The sequence below is a fragment of the Streptomyces sp. NPDC046727 genome (genome assembly GCF_040645635.1).
In the GTDB taxonomy this organism is placed as follows: Bacteria; Actinomycetota; Actinomycetes; order Streptomycetales; family Streptomycetaceae; genus Streptomyces.
The window spans coordinates 81657-97989 of record NZ_JBEYYR010000032.1; the positions used below are offsets into that span (position 1 = coordinate 81657).

Here is a 16333-nt window from a genome sequence, read left to right on the forward strand (position 1 = left end):
AGGAATGTTTAAGGGGTAACAAAGGTGAACAATCGCACTCTTCTGGCTACGGCAGCCCTCTGCGCGACGGCGGTGATGACGCTCACCGCGTGCGGGGGTGACAAGAAGGACGACTCCAAGGGCGCGGGCAACTCCGCCACCGCCAGCCCGTCGCCCACGAAGTCGGCGAAGCCGTTCGAGGGTCTCACCGCGGCCCAGATCTCCGAGAAGGCCCGGGTGGCCATGACGGAGCTGAAGTCGTTCAAGGGCAAGGGCAACATGCGCTCCGACGGCGAGCAGGTGACCTTCGACTTCGCCGTCGCCAAGAAGGGCAGCTGCCAGGGGACCTTCACTTCCGGGGGCGCGTCCGCCGGTTTCCGTGAGGTCGGCGGCGCCACCTACATGAAGGGCGACGAGAAGTTCTGGCAGCAGATGGGCAGCGAGGACGGCTCCTCGTCCGAGGATACGAAGGCCCTCGTCGAGCTGCTGAAGGGCCGCTGGTTCAAGGTGCCGGCGGAGCAGGCGAAGGAGGACGACAAGTTCCCCTTCTGTGACATCGACGGCATGTTCGAGAAGGACGAGAAGGACAGCCGTCTCACCAGGGGCGCGGACACCGAGGTCAACGGCAAGCCCGCCGTGACGCTCACCGGGAAGGACGGCGCCGAGACGATGACCCTCCTCGTGTCCGCCGAGGGAGAGCCCTACGCGCTCAGGATGACCGTCGAGGGCGGCAAGGAGCCCGGCTCCTTCGACTTCTCGGCGTTCAACGAGCCCGTCACCGTCACGCCCCCGGCGGCCGACGAGATCGTGGACCTGGAGAAGCTCAAGGGCTGACCCCGTCCCGCCGCCGTCCCCGTCCAGGCCGGACCGGGGACGGCGGCGGTTGCGAAGGCACTTCTGCGGGTGGCGAGCCGAGCGGGTCAGCTGTCCTCTTCGTCCTCCGACGCGGGCGCGTCACCGATGGCGACGCGCAGGTCATGCATGCCTTGCAGGATGTCGATGAGGGCTTCTTCCGCCCCGCTCAGAGCGTGTCGGGTTCCCTCGGTATCGCCGCGCTCCGCATGGAACTGGGCGCTGAGCGCGTACACCGCTGTCATGACGGCGGCGAAGGCGGCCTCCCGCCCGGGGGGCAGCTCTTCCGCCTCGGGTTCGGAGACCTGCAGCGCGGTGCGCTGCAACCTGTTCGTCAGGACGTTGATCGCGACGCCGGGATCCGCTCCCAGCTGTTCCCCCCAGCCGAGCAACGTCTCAAGAACGTCCTCGACCTCGTCCTCCTCGCTCAGACGGGTCGCGGCGGTGATCTCCAGCTCCGTTTTCGCCAGCAGACTCCCCAGCAGTTGCAGGCGGTCTTCTTCCTGCGGCCCCTCGGGCCGCTTCTCCGGATGTGCCGCCGGCTCAGCCGACAGAGCAGCCAGCGCTGCGTAGATCTGCTGCGCACTTACCGGGCGCTCGCTAGTGATGCTCACGCTCTCAGCTTCACCCAGCGAAGCCGAACCCGCCCGCCCAGACACCTCCGAGGAGCCGGCCATCGGGGCCTCACCGCCTGAGCGCCGCCGCCTGCGGAACACAGCCGGCCGAGTGAGTCACCCTACGCGTGCCGCGGCCCTGGCCGTCTCCGAACGGAAGCCGTGGCCGAGCTCCGGAGCGAGCCCGTGGTAGTGGCGGAAGTTGTAGATGAGCGGGCTCCACACACCGGGGTCGATGTGGTGTGTGCCGGGTACGACGATGCGCTCGTCGGCATGGACCCGGACGACCTCGCACTCGACGGAGCGGAAGCTGCCCTCCCCGCCCGGGGTCATCGCGACGGACCTCGCCTCCAGCTGGAGGAGGCACTCGGCAACCCGAGGCGGGCGTACCAGGTCAGAGGGCTGCGGGGTCAGCCCGGCGGCGGAGAACTTGTCGCGCTCGTACCGGTACACCGCCCGCTTGCCCTGGGGCACGGGATCGGCGCCGGTGAGCGGTGCCAGGCTCTCCACCTGCTCCCACAGCTCGGGCGAGGCAAGGCTGATCACCACATCCGGTCGCTCGGCCAGATTGCGCACGGTCTGGCTCTCGCTGCCCAGGCCCAGGACGATGTGCCGTCCCAGTGCCCAGGCGGAGGAGATCGGAGCGAGGTTGAACGTCCCGTCCTCGTTCTCCGTGGTGAGCAGGACCACCGGTGTTCCGAAGTAGAGAATGCTCGGCCGGATCACTTGATGCGTGTCAGTCGTCATGGGAAGCACGCTAGGGGCGCGACGCTTCGACGGGCGTCGAAGTGACGGCCGCCGACAATGGCGCGATGACCAGCCCCGACGTGCACGCCGAAGAGCCGGATCTCGCCGCCCTGGCGGGCCGCCTGGCCGACCGCACGCGCGCGGCGTTCTGCCTCGCGCTCCTGGACGGGCGGGCCTGGACGGCGACGGACCTGGCCCGTCTGGCCGGCGTCGCCCCGTCGACCGCGACGAGCCACCTGCACCGGTTGGTGGCCGGCGGCCTACGGGCCGAGGAACGCAAGGGCCGGAACCGTTACGTCCGGCTCGCCGACCCCGACATCGCCGAGATGATGAGGCCTTCCCGGCCGGCCGGCGCACGGGGCTCCGGCAGTAGCCCCGCCACCGGACCGACCCGGCCGCCTGCTGCGACGGTTCAGAGGGTCAGCTCCTCACCCAGACCCGGGGTGAGGACCTCGTAGGGCTCGCCGTCGGCCGCTTCGAGGAAGCGCGCGAGCTCGTCGGGCTGCGTGGTGTAGAAGCCGTCGGCGTGGAAGCCGTCGTAGTGCATCGGTATCGCGGTCCTCGCCTGCAGGAGGCGGGCGGCGACGGCGGCGTGCCGGGCGTCCAGCGCGGCCGGGTAGGGGCTGGGCGGCTGGCAGTGCGGGAAGCAGACGGTCGGTCCGTTGATGGGTGTGAGGACGGCGTCGAAGGGGCCGTAGCGGTGGGCGGCCCGCCACCAGTAGCCGTGGTACATGGTGTCGCCCAGATGGATCACACGGGTGCCATCGGCTTCGACGGCCCAGGAGACCTGGGGGTCGCCGAGGGTGTCGACGGCGGGGACGGCGGCGATGGTGAAGGGGCCGATGGTCGTGGTCTCCCACAGACGCATGGGCCGCCGGGGCAGGTCGTGGGCGGCGAGTTCGGCCTCGGCCCTGAGCGTCCAGAGGTTCTCGTGGTCGTCGCCGCCGAAGGACTCGGGGTGCAGCACCGTTCCACCGGGGCGCAGCGCGCGGGCCAAGGCGCCGGCGTCGGTGTGGTCGCGGTGGAGGTGGGTGCACAGTCCGGCGAGCACATGGCCTTCCGCTCGCGGCGGCACGACCTTCGGCAGCGGCACTCCCGAGAGCGGCGTCCCCTCCAGGACGCCTTCGGGCCGCCCGAGCAGGTCGATGACCAGGCTCTCACCCTGCGCTTCGAGTTCGACTCCGGCCCAGCCCAGCCAGCGGATACGCATACGAACATCCCCTCCATCGGTCACTTACCGTACGAGCGTTCGCCAATTTAGCAGACGGTCGATCGGTAAGGTCGGTGGCGTGAGGAGATCGGCCGAGGGGGCCGGCGTACCCGCGACCGCGTCGTGGGCGTCGCGGTGCCCTGGGCCGGGCTCCAACTCGCCGCACCGGCCTGGGCGGTGGAGTTGTTCACGGAGGCGGTGGCGGCACCCGCCCGCGTCGCGGAACCGGGCCTGCCGGGCGGCCTCGTGCGAACTCGACAGGCAGCCGGGGGGCGCCGTACAGCTCGGAGTACACCTTGACGGTCTCGCGGACGGGTGAGCCCGTGGGCGTGGGGTGCTCCGGAGGTCGGATCAGGAAGCCGGTCCGGAAGACGGCGGACATGGCACGCCGCGTCGGTTGCCGGAAGGCATCCAGCCGCTCCCGTCCGGCCGGGGCGATCCGGACGCGCACCGACCTGCGGTCGCGCTGGTTCTGGACCCGCCGGGCCAGGCCGTCGCGCTCCAGGGTGTCGACCAGTCCCGCCCGCACCGTGCGAACGCAGCCGGTCGATGGCCTGCGAGGCCGAGCGGACGGCGGCGGCCGCCTCCGGCGCCAGGGTGGTGCTCAGGCGGTCCCGGCTGTCGGCGGGCTCGGGCCATGTACAGAGTGTGGAAATCCGACAGTCGGTGGAAGCTGGGGAACGAGCGACTGTTCACGGAGGCGCGCGATGCGAGAGCACTACCACGAAGAGCTGGAGTCGATCACAGACGGCCTCGTGGAAATGGCGAACCTGGTCGGCTCGGCCATGGGCCGAGCCACCGCGGCCCTCCTCGATGCCGATCTACAGCTTGCCGAGGATGTGATCTCGAAAGACGACAGCGTCGACGAACTGCAGCGTCACCTGGAGAACCGGGCGATCGCGCTGCTGGCACGGCAGCAGCCGGTCGCAACGGACCTGCGGATCGTGGTCACCTCACTCCGGATGAGCGCCGACCTGGAGCGGTCGGGAGACCTCGCGCAGCATGTGGCGAAGCTGGCCCGGCTGCGGCATCCCGAGCGAGCGGTTCCACCCGATCTGCGCCGCACGATCCTGGAGATGGGGCAGCTCGCGCAGCGCCTGATGGCGCAGGCCGCCGAGGTGCTCATCACCCACGACGTGGACGCGGCACGCCGGCTGGAGCAGGACGACGACCGCATGGACGAACTGCACCGCGCGATCTTCCAGCACCTCATGGACGACCGGTGGCACCACGGCGTCCAGACGGCCGTGGACGCCACTCTCGTCGGCCGCTACTACGAACGGTTCGCCGACCATGCCGTGGCAGTGGCCCAGCGTGTCGTCTACCTCGTCACCGGCGAGTATGCGGACGACCTGCTCACCGACCCACCCGTGAACACCTGACCCCGTCGCGTGGGGCCGGCTGCCGAGCCACCGGGCCAGCGTCTCTGTCACAGCGTCCCCCGCCACACCTCCGGTCCACCCCCATGCCACTCGATCACCGGCGACTCGGCAACGTCCAGCTCGTCCGCGCAGTCCAGACCGGCCCGTTCCAGGAACACCGCCAGGTCGTGCAGGCTGAACGCCGTCCCGAGAGTCTCACCGTTGACCTGAACACGCCGGCCACCGCCCTCGGACGGCGGAAACACGATCACGCGATGTTCAGCCATGGCCCAACCCTTAACCGGAGGCCGTCTGCCGGCGATGGTGGGTGAACGATCACGGGTGCGAGCATGACACCAGCCTCACCCGGGGCCAGGCCGTGCGCACGTCCGACTACTCCACGGCAGGTTCAGCCGACCTGCGCGGGCGACGGTTCGACGTCGGGCCCCAGACATGCAGCTTCACGTACGGCCCGCCCGAAGAACGGGTGAGCTGTGAGACGTGCGCGCCGTGACGACGGGGGACGAGCCGCGGCGACGCGATTCCCAGGTCCGGCCGTCCACGCACACCCCAGGGGCGCCCGGCCACCGCTGTGTGCGTCAACAGCCCTATGGCTCTTGCTCGTTGACGGCCTCGCCCCTATGTTAAGCGGGCTGTTAAGTCCACTTAACCAGATACTTGAGCGAGGTCGCCGTGTCACACCGCGCAAGATCGCGCAGCCGTTGGGCCAGCGCTGCCGGAGCCGCCTTCGTCGCCGTGGCGGTGCTGGCCGGCGGGGCGAACCCGGGGACGGCCGAGGCCGCGACCCCGCCGCAACAGGCCAGGCACGTCGAGTACTTCCCCGGTCCGGGGGCCGAGCCCCGCCGGGTGACCGTCCCGGCGGACGCGCCGATGGGACGGATCGCGCACCGCGCGCCGGCCCCGACGGACACGGCCCCGGAGGGCGCCCGCCCGGCCGTGCGTCCGCTCCAGCGCACGGGTCCGGTGTCCGGGCGGCTCGACCTCGTGGTGATGGGCGACGGCTACACCGCCGACGAGCAGGACGAGTTCGCCGCCGACGCCGAGGAGAAGCTGGACGCGATCTTCGGTGTCGAGCCGTACCGGAGCTACCGCGGTCTCTTCAACGTCTGGCTGGTCGGTGCCGTATCCGCGGAGTCCGGTGTCTCCGGCGACCCGACGGCCGACGTCGTGAAGGACACCGCGCTGGGCTCCGCCTTCTTCTGCGACGGCCTCGAACGCCTGCTGTGCGTGGACACCGACGCGGTCACACGGTATGCCGGCCTGGCCCCGGACGCCGATGTCGTCTTCGTCGTCGCCAACTCCGCCAAGTACGGCGGGGCCGGCTACTCCACCCCCGACCTGCCGCCGGGCTCACCCTTCCACGGTGTGGCGACGATGTCCTCCGACAACGACCGCTCGTACCTCATAGGCGCCCACGAACTGGGCCACTCCATAGGCGGGCTGGCCGACGAGTACCAGTACGCGGGCTACGGCGCCTACCCCTATGCCGAGGAGCCCGCCGCGGCCAACCTCACCCTCCAGCGCGACCCGGCCGCGGCGAAGTGGCACCGCTGGCTGGGCGTCCAGGACCCGACCGGCTCGGTCGTCGGCACGTACGAGGGCGGCGGCTACTACGAGACCGGCATCCACCGCCCGACCGACACGTCCCTCATGCGCACCCTGGCGTCGACCGAGTTCAACGTCGTCGGACGCGAGGCGATGATCGCCGGGTTCTACGCCGACGCGGACGCGCTGACCTCCCGCGTCCCCACCGCCGGGCCGGTCAGCCGTGACCGGCCGCTCACGGTCCGCCTCGCCCGGCTGACCGGCCTCGCCGACCTCCGTCTCACCTGGTACGTCGACGGCAGGGAAGTCCCGTGGGCGGCCGGGGCCCGGACGGTGACCCCACGCGCACTGGGCGTCCGTGGCCACGGCCACCGCGTCACCGCGACCGTGACCGACGGTACGACGGCCCTGCGGGACCCGGCGGCACGCGCCCGGGCAGCCAACTCTCTGACCTGGTCCGTCCGGTGAAGCGGCTGTCCATCGAAGCGACGCGTAGCCGGAAGTACTTTCGTCTCACAAAAGTAGATGCAAGAATGAGGTGAAGCTGAAGGACGAAGAAACGGGGAGTCCATGTCGAGCAGCGAGTACTACGCCTCAGCCAGGGCCCGGGGTGATCTGCAGGCCGCGGAGCGGGCCCGGCTGACCGCCAACACACCGCCTCCCACGCCCGCGTGGTGGGCCCCGACGGCGGGCATCACGCACGGAGTCGGGATGGCCCTGGCCGCCGGGCCGCTCCTGTACGAGGCGGACAGTGCGGCCCGCAGGTTCGCGCTGCTGCTCGTCACCATCGCGGCGCTGGCCGCCTTCCCGGTCATGTGCGCGGTCCGGGTACTCCGCATGCGGGTCCGATCCTGGCCGCCGCGTGGCACCCATGGGCAGCGCATGCTGCTCGAATTCCTCCCGGTGGTCGCCTACGGGGGCGCAGCCCTCGCGTACCTCGCGTTCGGGCAGAGCGTGGGCGCTGTCGCGCTGGGAGTACTCGGCGGAGGTTCCCTGTGGTGGCGGGAAACCCGCAAGAACGCCCTGGGCGCCGAGGCGCGGGCGACGCTGAGGACATCGGGGCACACGGAATGAACCCAGCGGAGTCACCGGCGCTGGACCAGGTCATCCACCATCCGACGCGACTGACCATGATGGCCTTCCTCGCCGGCTGCGCCGAAGCCGAGTTCGCCGCGGTCCGCGCGTACTGCCAGGTGTCCGACGCGAGCGTCAGCCGCATCGCGACCGCCCTGGAGGAGGCCGGGTACCTCAAGATCCGCAAAGGAGCAGTCGGCCGCCGCCCGCGTACCTGGCTGGCGCTGACCCCGGCCGGCCGCACGGCACTCAAGCGCCACCTCGCCGCACTCCAGGCCATCGCCGACGCGGCACAGGCAGCGGGCGCGGAGGCGGAGGTGCACCGGCCCGGCGTTCGAGAGCAATGAGGCCCGTCCCGCGGGAGGACGGACGCCACCCGCGGACCTGCGCTCATGGCCAGTGCACGCCGTAGCCGATCACTCGGGGTCCGGAAATTCATTGGCCGGCCCGGTCCTCGGGACAGACACTGATGGCCCTGTGCAGCGAGAAGGAGAGCGGGCCGGCCCTGGTATACAACCGAGACACCCTGCCTTTCCCGGCGAACCGTGTACCCCGCGCCGGATTTCTGAGGAACTGGGACGATGTCGACCCGGCCCGCCACCCCTTCGCCTGGGACGAGGACGAAGAAGCCCACCTGCGCGCGCTGGTCCGCGAGTGGGTGCCACCTGTGCTCTCCGGCATGAACGGCTGGTGGCAGGGCGAGAGTTGGTGTGAACAGCAGGTGGACGCCCTCGTCCGAGAGCGCTACGGGAGCTGGGCTCAGGGATGGAACTGGTGCTATCGGCACGGCGGGGTCGTCGGCAGCTGGGTCTCCGGGGCCGCCTCGGTGACGACTCCCGATGAGACCGCAGACCGCGTTGTCGCCGCCCTGCTGGAATGGCGGGAGTGGCTGGAGAGGCTGGCTCAGCGCTTCGCGGAACTCGCGCCGCCGCCGGAGGCCTCTCCCGAGGACCGCAGTTGGCATCTGGAGCGAGCCTGCGTCCGGCTTGTCACATTCGCCCTGGACTCAGGCGCGGAAGGCGGTTGGCAGAGGCAGGCAGCGCTGGTCCTGCGCTGGTTCCTCACCACCACCGGCATGGAGGAGACCGAAGCAGGTCAGGCGGTGGAGGCCGCGATCGGCGGTCGGTTCGAGAGCTGGGTGACTCCCGGGCAGACACTGATCGAATCGGTCGGTGAAGACCTCGCCGTCGGCCTCACCGGCCTTGTCCCCTACCGCGACCACCGCGAGTGGGCCTCCCTGGAGGAGTTCCATGACCGCCACTGACAGCCTCACGACCTGGCTGCGCGTACGCCGCGAGACCGACTGGAGCCAAGCCCCCGCCTTGCGGAGGGAACCGCCCGAGCGGGACGGGTTCCGGGACTGGTGCGCAGGGCCCGTCCACCATCGCGACGCGATCCGTGCCGAACGCCTTCTCTCCGCCTACAGCCTCGCCCGCGCCGACGCCGCACGCCGCGCCCCGCTGGACTTCACCCTGCTGGCCGGCTGGCAGCGAGTGGTCCTTGGGGTGGCACGGGCGTCGTTCCGCACGGGCGATGCCTATGCGAAGAACGGAACCGAGCGATACGGCCTGACCGTCCGCACCCGGGCCGACTTCGCCGCCTGCCTGCGTGAGGCGACCGAGCCGGGCGTACCGCTGGCGGCCCGCGCGGCCCGTGCATACCTCGACGTGGCGTTCTTCCACCCTTTCACCGACGGCAATGCCCGTGCGGCCCTGCTGACCCTGGTCCACGTCCTGGCTCGTCAGGACATCGTCCTTCCGGAGGTGGGCCCCCTCCAGACCACCCGCTATGCGGACGACCCCGCAGGCGCCGCCGATCTGGCCACTCTCATCGGCGTACTGAACCGGCGCCGACGCAGCAGTCTCAGCGGGGGCTGGCAGCACCGTCCGAGTCCGGCCTGCTGATCCGAACGAAACCGCCTGGGACGGAGCCGGAAGGGCCCCGATCTTCGCCGTCTCCAGCTGTAGCGGTCTGCTGGCTGGATGGCTGTACGGGCTGCGGTGTTCAGAAGTGCTCGCCACGGGACGGGTGCGTTCGCAGGCCCAGGCCGGTGAGCCACAGCTCACCGTCGTCGCCCGCGCTGATGTCGTGTGCCTTCAGCTCGTCCGGGCAGGTGGCTTTGCGGGCGCGGCACTCGGCGATGGTGAGCTCGGCGATCAGCCGTGGCGCGTCAGGGTCCGTTTCCGGCAACGCCGTACGCCACCACTGGTAGTCCTCCTGGACGCGCCATCCGCGCTCACGCATCTGCGCCTGTCGCTCCTCGGTCTGTTCGGTGCCCCGGTCATGGACGCCGACGGCCAACTCGCGCCCATGGTCGCCCGGTGAGTACGACACGATCATGTCGCGGCCCCAGTCGCGGGACGTCCACAGGTTGAAGCCGATCCAGTCCCCTGGGGCCTGGACGGGATACTGCTCCACCCATGCGGCGAGCATCAGCTCAAGGCCCGTGACCGCATGATCCCAGCTACCGGCGACGATCATTCCGTTGTACGTCCACGACGGGGCGAGCCCAGGACCCTTGCGGTCGAGCTGCCATATGTAGGGCAGCGCGTCGAAACCGTGTGGCTGCCCGCTGCGCCCAGGGTGGGTTCGGTCGAAGGTCCGCCATTCGTCACGTTCGAACGCGTCGGCGTCATGCACCGACAGCTGGACCTGGGTGTGGTCACCGGACAGCAGCAGGACCCGTTCAGGGGTGCACCAGCGCACACTCGGCCCGTTGACGGCGCCACCGAGCAGGGTTGGCGCGCCGATACGCGCCACGACCTCGTCGTAGACGGGGCGCAGCGCCTCACGGCGGGTGAGACGATCCGCCCCGGCAGGGTAGGTCAGGATGGATACAGGCTCTGAGCCGACGCCCCCGGAGCGAGTGAAGAGGGCTTCCGCCATGTCCCCGGCCCGAGTCGCGGAGCCATTCGTGTGAGTCATACGGATCATGGTCTCAAGCTCGGCCGGGTCGAGTGCGCATGGCCGGCCGGTCCCGGGCCGAGGACCCGGTAACTGACAGCCATACGGCCCGGGACCGGTCGTTGAGTCCGCACTGATCTGCCCGTGTGTGTGCGTCGCTGTGGGTGTCAGGCGTTGATGCCACGAGTGGCGAGAGGCCTGGCAGCCTTCCGGGACAGGTAGGCCGCGACGGGCTGCACGAGGATGAGGATGGCGATCGCCACCACCAACCAGGTGGCCTCATGCAGCACACGGGTCATTGTGTCGCCGTTGACCACGCAGGCCAGTACACCTGCCAGGGCGATCACGGTTTTGCGGCAGCTGTCAGTCGTGCAGGCAACGGTTTGGAGAGGGTGGACATCGAGTACAGACAGTTCACCGAAACCCTGGATGGACATAGTCCTCCTTGGTTACTTGGAGGGCGCACCCGAGGGCTTGTCCGAAAGAACAGGCACGCTCTTTCGGAATTGCTAGCCCCTGCAGGGCACGGCCCTGACAGTAAGTATCCATCGGCGTTTGCCTTGGTGTTGTGCACGTCGATGGTGACGGTGTCGAACTCCGGCAATCAATGGCCGTTGAAGGCCAGTCGATTGCTTGACCTGCGGTGATGCTTGGCTATATCACACGGTACTGACGAGTGTCGGGGTGACTCAATCGACACGCCCTAAACCAAACGGCGATATCAGGAAAATGTCCTGATTGGCAGGTTGCAAAGCATCGGCGGCACCGCATGACTGCGGTGCCGCCGGTTCAGTCCATGCAGCTCTGTTCGTGGACAGCGCTCGCCTTGACCCTCACATGGGCCGCTAGGCCCGCCGAGCAGGTCGGCCAAGTGGTCGGTCGGTATGGCGCGGGTGTCGTCGAACGCGGCTGCCTCAGGGAGATAGTCCCGGACGAGCCAGAAACGCTCACGGAAGATGTGCTGGTCCCACGCCAGGACGACGAGCCCGTGCCCGCTCCGACGTCGGAGAGAGTCATAGGTGGCCATGTCGGCCAGTATGCGAAGCGGGTGCGGTTCCTGGCCCGCTTATGTGCTGACAGCGGCCTGCAGTTGCCAACGGCCGGAAGGCCCAAGGTCACAAGGCGATCAGCCCGGCCGCCGTCTCTTTGAAACCGCAGGCATCGAAGTAGAACGATCGCAAGTGCTCGTCGAAGTCGACATGCAGCCACTCACACCCTGCGGCACGACATCCCTCAGCAGCCGCCTTGATCAGCGCGGCTCCCACTCCATTCGAACGACTGCGCTGAGCAACGACCGTGTCCAGGATGAAGGCGTGGACTCCGCCGTCCCAAGCGACGTTGACGAACCCGACCAACCGATCACCTTCCAAGGCGCAGACCCAGCCGAGGCTGTGACGTCGAAGTCTCGCGCGCCAATCCGTCTGCTCGACCGGGTGATCGAACCCTTCAGCATGCAGCTCGTTGAGAGCCGAGTTGTCGACATCGCCTCGCCACTCATACCTGATCGTCATGGTCCGAACCTAGCGACCATCGCGGTCGGGCTGGAGGACGGGGCCGAGCGTGGGTAGCTGTGCCGCGCCGCAGGAATGTGCCTGGCCGCAGCGGCCAGGGGCGTGTGGAGACGACCACTTGGGGCGACGTGCGTGTCGGATTTCTGCCGGACAGCAGGCTTGAGCAGTGATTGGCTGACCACATGATCACTGCGCAGACGGACAAGGCCGTGCTCTTCCGCTCCCTCCACAGCCCCGCACGCCCCCTCGCGCTCGCCAACGCCTGGGACGTCGCGAGTGCCCGTGTCATCGAGGCCGCGGGTGCGCCCGCCCTCGCCACCACCAGCGCCGGAGTCGCCTGGTCGCTGGGCTGCCCGGACGGGGAGACCGTCTCTCCCGACCGGGTGCTGGACCTGATCGCTCGCATCGTCGCGGCGGTTGAGGTGCCGGTCACCGCCGACATCGAGGGCGGGTACGGGCCGGACGCGGCCACTGTCGCCGAGACCGTCACGAGGGTGCTGGAAGCAGGTGCCGTGGGCGTCAACATCGAGGACGGTACCCGGCCTCCGGCCGAACTCGGGGCACGGCTGACGGCGGCCCGGGGCGCGGCGGAGCGAGCGGGCGTGCCGCTCTTCCTCAATGCCCGGATCGACACCTACCTGTTCCGCCTCGGTGAGCCCAGCACCCGGCTGAAAGACACCCTGGAGCGGGCACGCAGGTACGCGGACGCCGGCGCCGATGGCATCTTCGTCCCCGGCGTCACCGACCGCGACACCATCGCGGAACTGGCGGCCGGTATCTCCGTACCGCTGAACATCATGGCCGGCCCCGGAGCGCCGGACGTCGCCGAGCTGGGCGCCCTCGGCGTCGCGCGCGTCAGCCTCGGCTCCGGCATCGCCCAGACCGCCTACGCGGCCACCCGACGCGCCGCACAGCAGCTGTACGACACCGGCGACTACCGCCCGCTCGCCGACGCCATGACCTTCCCCGAGCTCAACGGTCTGTTCCCCAACTCACGCCGAACGTGAGGCCCGACGCACCGAAAGGTTGCTGTCGCCTACGTAGCCGGGGCCTCGTTCGCATTCCGTCGCACCCGGAACCTCAGCCACAATGCGACGCCGAGGGCTGGCGTACGGTCAGGACCCATGAAGTCGCCACAGCCCACGGATCCGCGAGCGGAGGCCGCACAAGGCCGTATCGCTCTGTGGCTCGACCCGGAGGACCTGCGGTGGCTGGCGCAGCACTGCTGTTGCGCCGACGACGCGACCGAGGAAGACAAGGACCGCTGCGGACGGCTCCGCTTCCGGGCCGGCACAGCCCTGCACAAGCATCAGCACGAGGCGTGAGGGCGTAGGCCGCCACGGAACTGCGGCCGGATCCTTGAAGTCGGGTCTGACCGGAGTTCCGCGAAGATCGTTTCGCGCGAGGTGGCCTGGGGGTCCGTGGGAGTACTCGCGGACGATGTGGCGCGTCAGTCCTCGTCCGACGAGGACAGCGCTTCGGTGATCATGCGGGTGGCGAAGTCCGGGTCGTCGGTGAGGCGGTTGATGTGCTCCGCGAGCAGGAAGGCGGTGGCTTCCAGAGGAGTCATCTCGTCCTTCGTCCAGTACCCGTACTGCTTGCGCCACAGGCTGGGGCTCAGGCCGGTGCCTGCGGCGACAACCATGCCGGCCATGGTGGGAATGGCCTCAGGGCGGACACTCTTGGGCATCATGCGCATCGAGGTCACGAGGTTGGGCACCACGTGCGCGATGACGTCCTTGTCGTGGTCCTCGTAGGCCATCCGCAGCCACTGCATGAACATGAAGATGAGCGTGCACGCACCGTCCAGCACGTCGTCGACTCCCTTGGGGCCGAGGGACGCGGTGAGTTGTTTGATCAGCGCCTGCTGGCCGGGGTCTGCCTTGCTCTTGCCGTCGTAGACGGATTTGAGTTGAGAGTCGATCATCATGAGCGCTACGCCCACATCACCGGCGGGAGCGTGCTGGGGGTCGCAGGGCGATGACACAGTATTTCCTCCTCATGTGACCACGCTGAGTAGCGCGGCGTGTCCGTACAGTAGACCGCCGAGGAGGATGGAGTCTGGCGAATTCCGGCGAAAGGGCCTTCCGGGGAGACGAAATGGCCAATGCCGGTAATGACTGTTCGATTCCCCCGGGCCGGCAAGCGACCGACTCGGCTCCGCTCGTGATCCGCGACTGGCTAGTCGTCCGAGCCGGTGGCCGACGGCGGTACCTCGACGACGAAGAACAGGAAGCAGGGTTTCGTCGAAAGGTCATGGAAGCCGTCAGGGAACAGTTCACGGGCGGCCGGGTCGGGCTGCGGTTCGCTGATGAGGGAAAGACGGAAGCCGGCGGAGGTGAAGGCATCGATCACCGCGTGCAACGGCTTGCGCCAGAACCTCATCGGGGTGGACTGCCCGTTGAACGTCCACTCGAAGGTATAGCTGGTGGTCGCAAAGTAGTCAGCGTGAGGAGCCTGGAACGTGTAGGCCACGAAAGGGTGGTCCACCGACGCGATGAGCCGGCCGCCAGGCCTGAGCACTCGCCGCAACTCGGCCAACGTCGGGCCCCAGTCCTCCAGGTAGTGCAGGACCAGCGACGCGACCACGTCGTCGAACGCACCGTCGGCGAACGGCAGACGGTCTCTCAGGTCGAGCGCGTGCAGGTCCACGTCGTCACCGAGCCGCCGCCTGGCCAACGCCAGCATCTCCGCGCTGGCGTCGATGCCGGTGACGACGGCACCTCGGTCGCGCAGGGCAGCGGACAGCGCGCCCGAGCCACAGCCGGCGTCCAGGATCCGACGGCCGGCCACCTCTCCGGCAAGGGCCAGCATCGCGGGTCGCGCGTAGTACGCGTTCACGAGGTTGTTCTCGGTCTCCGCCGAGTAGGCCACGGCGAAGCTGTCGTAGTCATTCACCCGGGCCGGCTCTGCAAACTGGGCGGGATTCCCGGGTACCTCGGTTGCGCGTTCCATCGCCGCAGCCTAGTAGTCACATGATCCGCCGGACAGGTCCTGGGCCGGGCGACCCGGGCCAACGCCATTCAGTCCCGGAAGGCCGCCGCCGGCCTTCCGGCACGGGAGTGATCGCCGCCGCCGGTCGACTGAATCCGCAGGCCGAGTGGCGTGTCCGGCAGGGTGCGGTGGCCCGCTCGCCGGAGGGTGGTCCGTGCTGTCGCCGTCGAGGAGGAATCGTGAAGCGTCGTGTCTTCGCCGCCTTGGCCCTTGCCCTCGCCGGGCTGATGCTGTCCGCGCTACCGGCCGCGGCGCGGGGCGGCCATGGTGACGTCGAGAGCAACGACTGGAACATTCCGCTCACCAACATCGGCCTGCTGTAGCACTGAATCCGGCCTCTGCGAACGGCCAACTGTCGTGCCTCAGCGTGGCCCACCAGAGAGCGTGCTCAGCCGCTTCCGTGAACGAGGCGCGCGAGCGTGACGACGCGGAACACTGGCTGTGGATCGGAATCTCCGCCTGCTTCGGCGTCCTGATCAAGGCCACAGAGAAGATCGGAAACTACGCTGGCAGCCCTTCCGCCCCGCCCGAGGAGCAGCGTGCCGCCGGCCTTCGTCCACCGAATCACCAAGTACGACCCCGCCGACCGCGACGAGTGCGGCCACTACACCGGCGCAGAGGACACGGCCAGCGACCACGGGCCGGTCGAAGCGGCGTACCTGGCGGCGATCGCCGCCTTCGCGGAGTCCTCGGGCATCGACCGGCTGGAGATCCGCGAACCCGCGGTCACCGGCTTCGTCCACTTCGGCGCAGAGCCACCCGTCGAGGGACACGGCCTCGGCGGGCTCTTCCCGCCCGACCTCACCGGATACCACGACGGTGCCGAGGTCTGCCTTCCGGTCGCCCTGGAGCTGGTCCGGGCCATGCTCCGCGACCAGGGTGCCTGGTGCCGGCTGGAGGTGGGGGACGTGTTCACCGTGCACGTCGGGTGGGACCAGTACGTGTATGTGGGCAGCGACCGGCCCTGCGCGGACGCCGTGGCCCGTACGCGCGAACTCGGCCTCTTCCCGGAGCCGATGACGGCCTCGCCCCACGCGGCGGAGTGCGACGAAGCGGAAGTGACGGAGCCGGCCGACGAGGACTTCTGGGCGCGCGTGCGCAGGGAGCTGGCCGCACGGCAGACGGCACTCCTGGAGGAGACCTATGTCCGCAACGCCGCACGCTGGCACCGTCTCACGCCGGAGAACCTCGACGCGGTGCGCGCCGGTCTCGGCCCGCGCGCTCTGCTGAGCGTCTGGCCCGACCTGACCCCCGACGTCGCCGCGGTCCTCGCCGCGCTGCCCGAGGAGGGATCCGTGGAGTTCGTCTGGGAGACGCAGGACGGGACGATCAGCCACGCGATCGTCGACGACACCGACTACCGGGAGCTCGCCGTCCTGGTGGCCGGCGCGCGGGCGGCCCGCGCCCTGCCCGTATGTCTCGACGAACACCGCCCGCTCCTCTGCGCCGTGCTGCCCGACAGCGACGGCGTGATGCGCGCCCGGTGGTGACGCGGTTCGCGCCGTACCGGCCGCCCTTTGA

General features: G+C 69.4%; 22 protein-coding genes and 1 pseudogene. 12 read left to right on the forward strand and 11 right to left on the reverse strand.

Annotated features, from left to right (window positions below):
• Positions 1–24: 24 nt before the first annotated feature.
• A complete protein-coding gene (locus ABZ937_RS31580; RefSeq protein ID WP_361696762.1) occupies positions 25–813 on the forward strand; it encodes a hypothetical protein in 789 nt (262 codons plus the stop codon).
• Between the two features lie 86 nt (positions 814–899).
• Here ABZ937_RS31580 and ABZ937_RS31585 read toward each other — a convergent pair whose 3' ends face one another.
• Both ABZ937_RS31585 and ABZ937_RS31590 read right to left on the reverse strand, forming a co-directional pair.
• Complete coding sequence (locus ABZ937_RS31585; protein WP_361696763.1) at positions 900–1445, reverse strand: hypothetical protein; 546 nt, start codon at positions 1443–1445, stop codon at positions 900–902.
• A 117-nt stretch (positions 1446–1562) separates the two neighbouring features.
• The gene (locus tag ABZ937_RS31590) at positions 1563–2192 is read right to left on the reverse strand and encodes a flavin reductase family protein (protein WP_361696764.1); all 630 of its coding nucleotides are present in this window, start codon (positions 2190–2192) and stop codon (positions 1563–1565) included.
• Between the two features lie 65 nt (positions 2193–2257).
• Here ABZ937_RS31590 and ABZ937_RS31595 point away from each other — a divergent pair.
• A pseudogene (locus tag ABZ937_RS31595) lies at positions 2258–2524 on the forward strand (winged helix-turn-helix domain-containing protein); the annotation flags it as partial.
• An 80-nt stretch (positions 2525–2604) separates the two neighbouring features.
• Here ABZ937_RS31595 and ABZ937_RS31600 read toward each other — a convergent pair.
• Both ABZ937_RS31600 and ABZ937_RS31605 read right to left on the reverse strand, forming a co-directional pair.
• The gene (locus ABZ937_RS31600) at positions 2605–3402 is read right to left on the reverse strand and encodes an MBL fold metallo-hydrolase (RefSeq protein WP_361696765.1); all 798 of its coding nucleotides are present in this window, start codon (positions 3400–3402) and stop codon (positions 2605–2607) included.
• A gap of 187 nt (positions 3403–3589) precedes the next feature.
• Complete coding sequence (locus tag ABZ937_RS31605; protein WP_361696766.1) at positions 3590–3931, reverse strand: hypothetical protein; 342 nt, start codon at positions 3929–3931, stop codon at positions 3590–3592.
• Between the two features lie 178 nt (positions 3932–4109).
• Between ABZ937_RS31605 and phoU the strand changes: the two genes are divergently transcribed.
• Positions 4110–4784: a phosphate signaling complex protein PhoU gene (phoU, locus tag ABZ937_RS31610; RefSeq protein ID WP_361696767.1), complete on the forward strand. Its 675-nt coding sequence runs from the start codon at positions 4110–4112 to the stop codon at positions 4782–4784.
• A 47-nt stretch (positions 4785–4831) separates the two neighbouring features.
• On the opposite strand, the gene ABZ937_RS31615 is transcribed toward phoU, so the two are convergent.
• Positions 4832–5050, reverse strand: coding sequence for a hypothetical protein (locus tag ABZ937_RS31615; RefSeq protein ID WP_361696768.1), 219 nt, complete (start codon positions 5048–5050; stop codon positions 4832–4834).
• 469 nt (positions 5051–5519) lie between these two features.
• Between ABZ937_RS31615 and ABZ937_RS31620 the strand changes: the two genes are divergently transcribed.
• The 5 genes from ABZ937_RS31620 to ABZ937_RS31640 all read left to right on the forward strand — a co-directional run bounded on the left by ABZ937_RS31620 (position 5520) and on the right by ABZ937_RS31640 (position 9307).
• A complete protein-coding gene (locus ABZ937_RS31620) occupies positions 5520–6797 on the forward strand; it encodes a M64 family metallopeptidase (RefSeq protein WP_361696770.1) in 1278 nt (425 codons plus the stop codon).
• A 102-nt stretch (positions 6798–6899) separates the two neighbouring features.
• Entirely contained in the window at positions 6900–7403 is a 504-nt protein-coding gene (locus ABZ937_RS31625; RefSeq protein ID WP_361696772.1) for a hypothetical protein, read from the forward strand.
• Positions 7400–7750 (forward strand): transcriptional regulator, encoded by a 351-nt coding sequence (locus ABZ937_RS31630; protein ID WP_361696773.1) that lies wholly within the window; start codon positions 7400–7402, stop codon positions 7748–7750. The genes ABZ937_RS31625 and ABZ937_RS31630 overlap by 4 nt, the downstream gene beginning before the upstream one ends.
• 122 nt (positions 7751–7872) lie before the next feature.
• On the forward strand, positions 7873–8667 hold the full coding sequence (locus ABZ937_RS31635) for a hypothetical protein (protein WP_361696774.1): 795 nt from the start codon (positions 7873–7875) through the stop codon (positions 8665–8667).
• On the forward strand, positions 8654–9307 hold the full coding sequence (locus tag ABZ937_RS31640) for a Fic family protein (RefSeq protein ID WP_361696775.1): 654 nt from the start codon (positions 8654–8656) through the stop codon (positions 9305–9307). The genes ABZ937_RS31635 and ABZ937_RS31640 overlap by 14 nt, the downstream gene beginning before the upstream one ends.
• A gap of 100 nt (positions 9308–9407) precedes the next feature.
• Here ABZ937_RS31640 and ABZ937_RS31645 read toward each other — a convergent pair whose 3' ends face one another.
• The 4 genes from ABZ937_RS31645 to ABZ937_RS31660 all read right to left on the reverse strand — a co-directional run bounded on the left by ABZ937_RS31645 (position 9408) and on the right by ABZ937_RS31660 (position 11818).
• A complete protein-coding gene (locus ABZ937_RS31645) occupies positions 9408–10328 on the reverse strand; it encodes a hypothetical protein (RefSeq protein WP_361696777.1) in 921 nt (306 codons plus the stop codon).
• 146 nt (positions 10329–10474) lie between these two features.
• A complete protein-coding gene (locus tag ABZ937_RS31650) occupies positions 10475–10744 on the reverse strand; it encodes a hypothetical protein (protein WP_361696778.1) in 270 nt (89 codons plus the stop codon).
• A 284-nt stretch (positions 10745–11028) separates the two neighbouring features.
• A complete protein-coding gene (locus tag ABZ937_RS31655) occupies positions 11029–11334 on the reverse strand; it encodes a hypothetical protein (protein WP_361696779.1) in 306 nt (101 codons plus the stop codon).
• Positions 11335–11422: 88 nt separating this feature from the next.
• Positions 11423–11818 carry a GNAT family N-acetyltransferase gene (locus ABZ937_RS31660; RefSeq protein WP_361696780.1) on the reverse strand — a complete coding sequence of 132 codons (396 nt, stop codon included), beginning with the start codon at positions 11816–11818 and terminating at the stop codon, positions 11423–11425.
• 182 nt (positions 11819–12000) lie between these two features.
• Between ABZ937_RS31660 and ABZ937_RS31665 the strand changes: the two genes are divergently transcribed.
• Complete coding sequence (locus tag ABZ937_RS31665; protein WP_361696781.1) at positions 12001–12825, forward strand: isocitrate lyase/phosphoenolpyruvate mutase family protein; 825 nt, start codon at positions 12001–12003, stop codon at positions 12823–12825.
• 117 nt (positions 12826–12942) lie between these two features.
• On the forward strand, positions 12943–13143 hold the full coding sequence (locus ABZ937_RS31670; RefSeq protein ID WP_361696782.1) for a hypothetical protein: 201 nt from the start codon (positions 12943–12945) through the stop codon (positions 13141–13143).
• Between the two features lie 125 nt (positions 13144–13268).
• On the opposite strand, the gene ABZ937_RS31675 is transcribed toward ABZ937_RS31670, so the two are convergent.
• Both ABZ937_RS31675 and ABZ937_RS31680 read right to left on the reverse strand, forming a co-directional pair.
• Positions 13269–13805, reverse strand: a complete 537-nt coding sequence (locus ABZ937_RS31675) for a hypothetical protein (protein WP_361696783.1) — start codon at positions 13803–13805, stop codon at positions 13269–13271.
• Positions 13806–13999: 194 nt separating this feature from the next.
• A complete protein-coding gene (locus tag ABZ937_RS31680; protein ID WP_361696784.1) occupies positions 14000–14773 on the reverse strand; it encodes a methyltransferase domain-containing protein in 774 nt (257 codons plus the stop codon).
• 218 nt (positions 14774–14991) lie between these two features.
• Here ABZ937_RS31680 and ABZ937_RS31685 point away from each other — a divergent pair, with 218 nt between their 5' ends.
• Positions 14992–15135 carry a hypothetical protein gene (locus ABZ937_RS31685; RefSeq protein ID WP_361696785.1) on the forward strand — a complete coding sequence of 48 codons (144 nt, stop codon included), beginning with the start codon at positions 14992–14994 and terminating at the stop codon, positions 15133–15135.
• Between the two features lie 216 nt (positions 15136–15351).
• Positions 15352–16302 carry an RNA-binding protein gene (locus tag ABZ937_RS31690; protein WP_361696786.1) on the forward strand — a complete coding sequence of 317 codons (951 nt, stop codon included), beginning with the start codon at positions 15352–15354 and terminating at the stop codon, positions 16300–16302.
• Positions 16303–16333 lie beyond the last annotated feature (31 nt).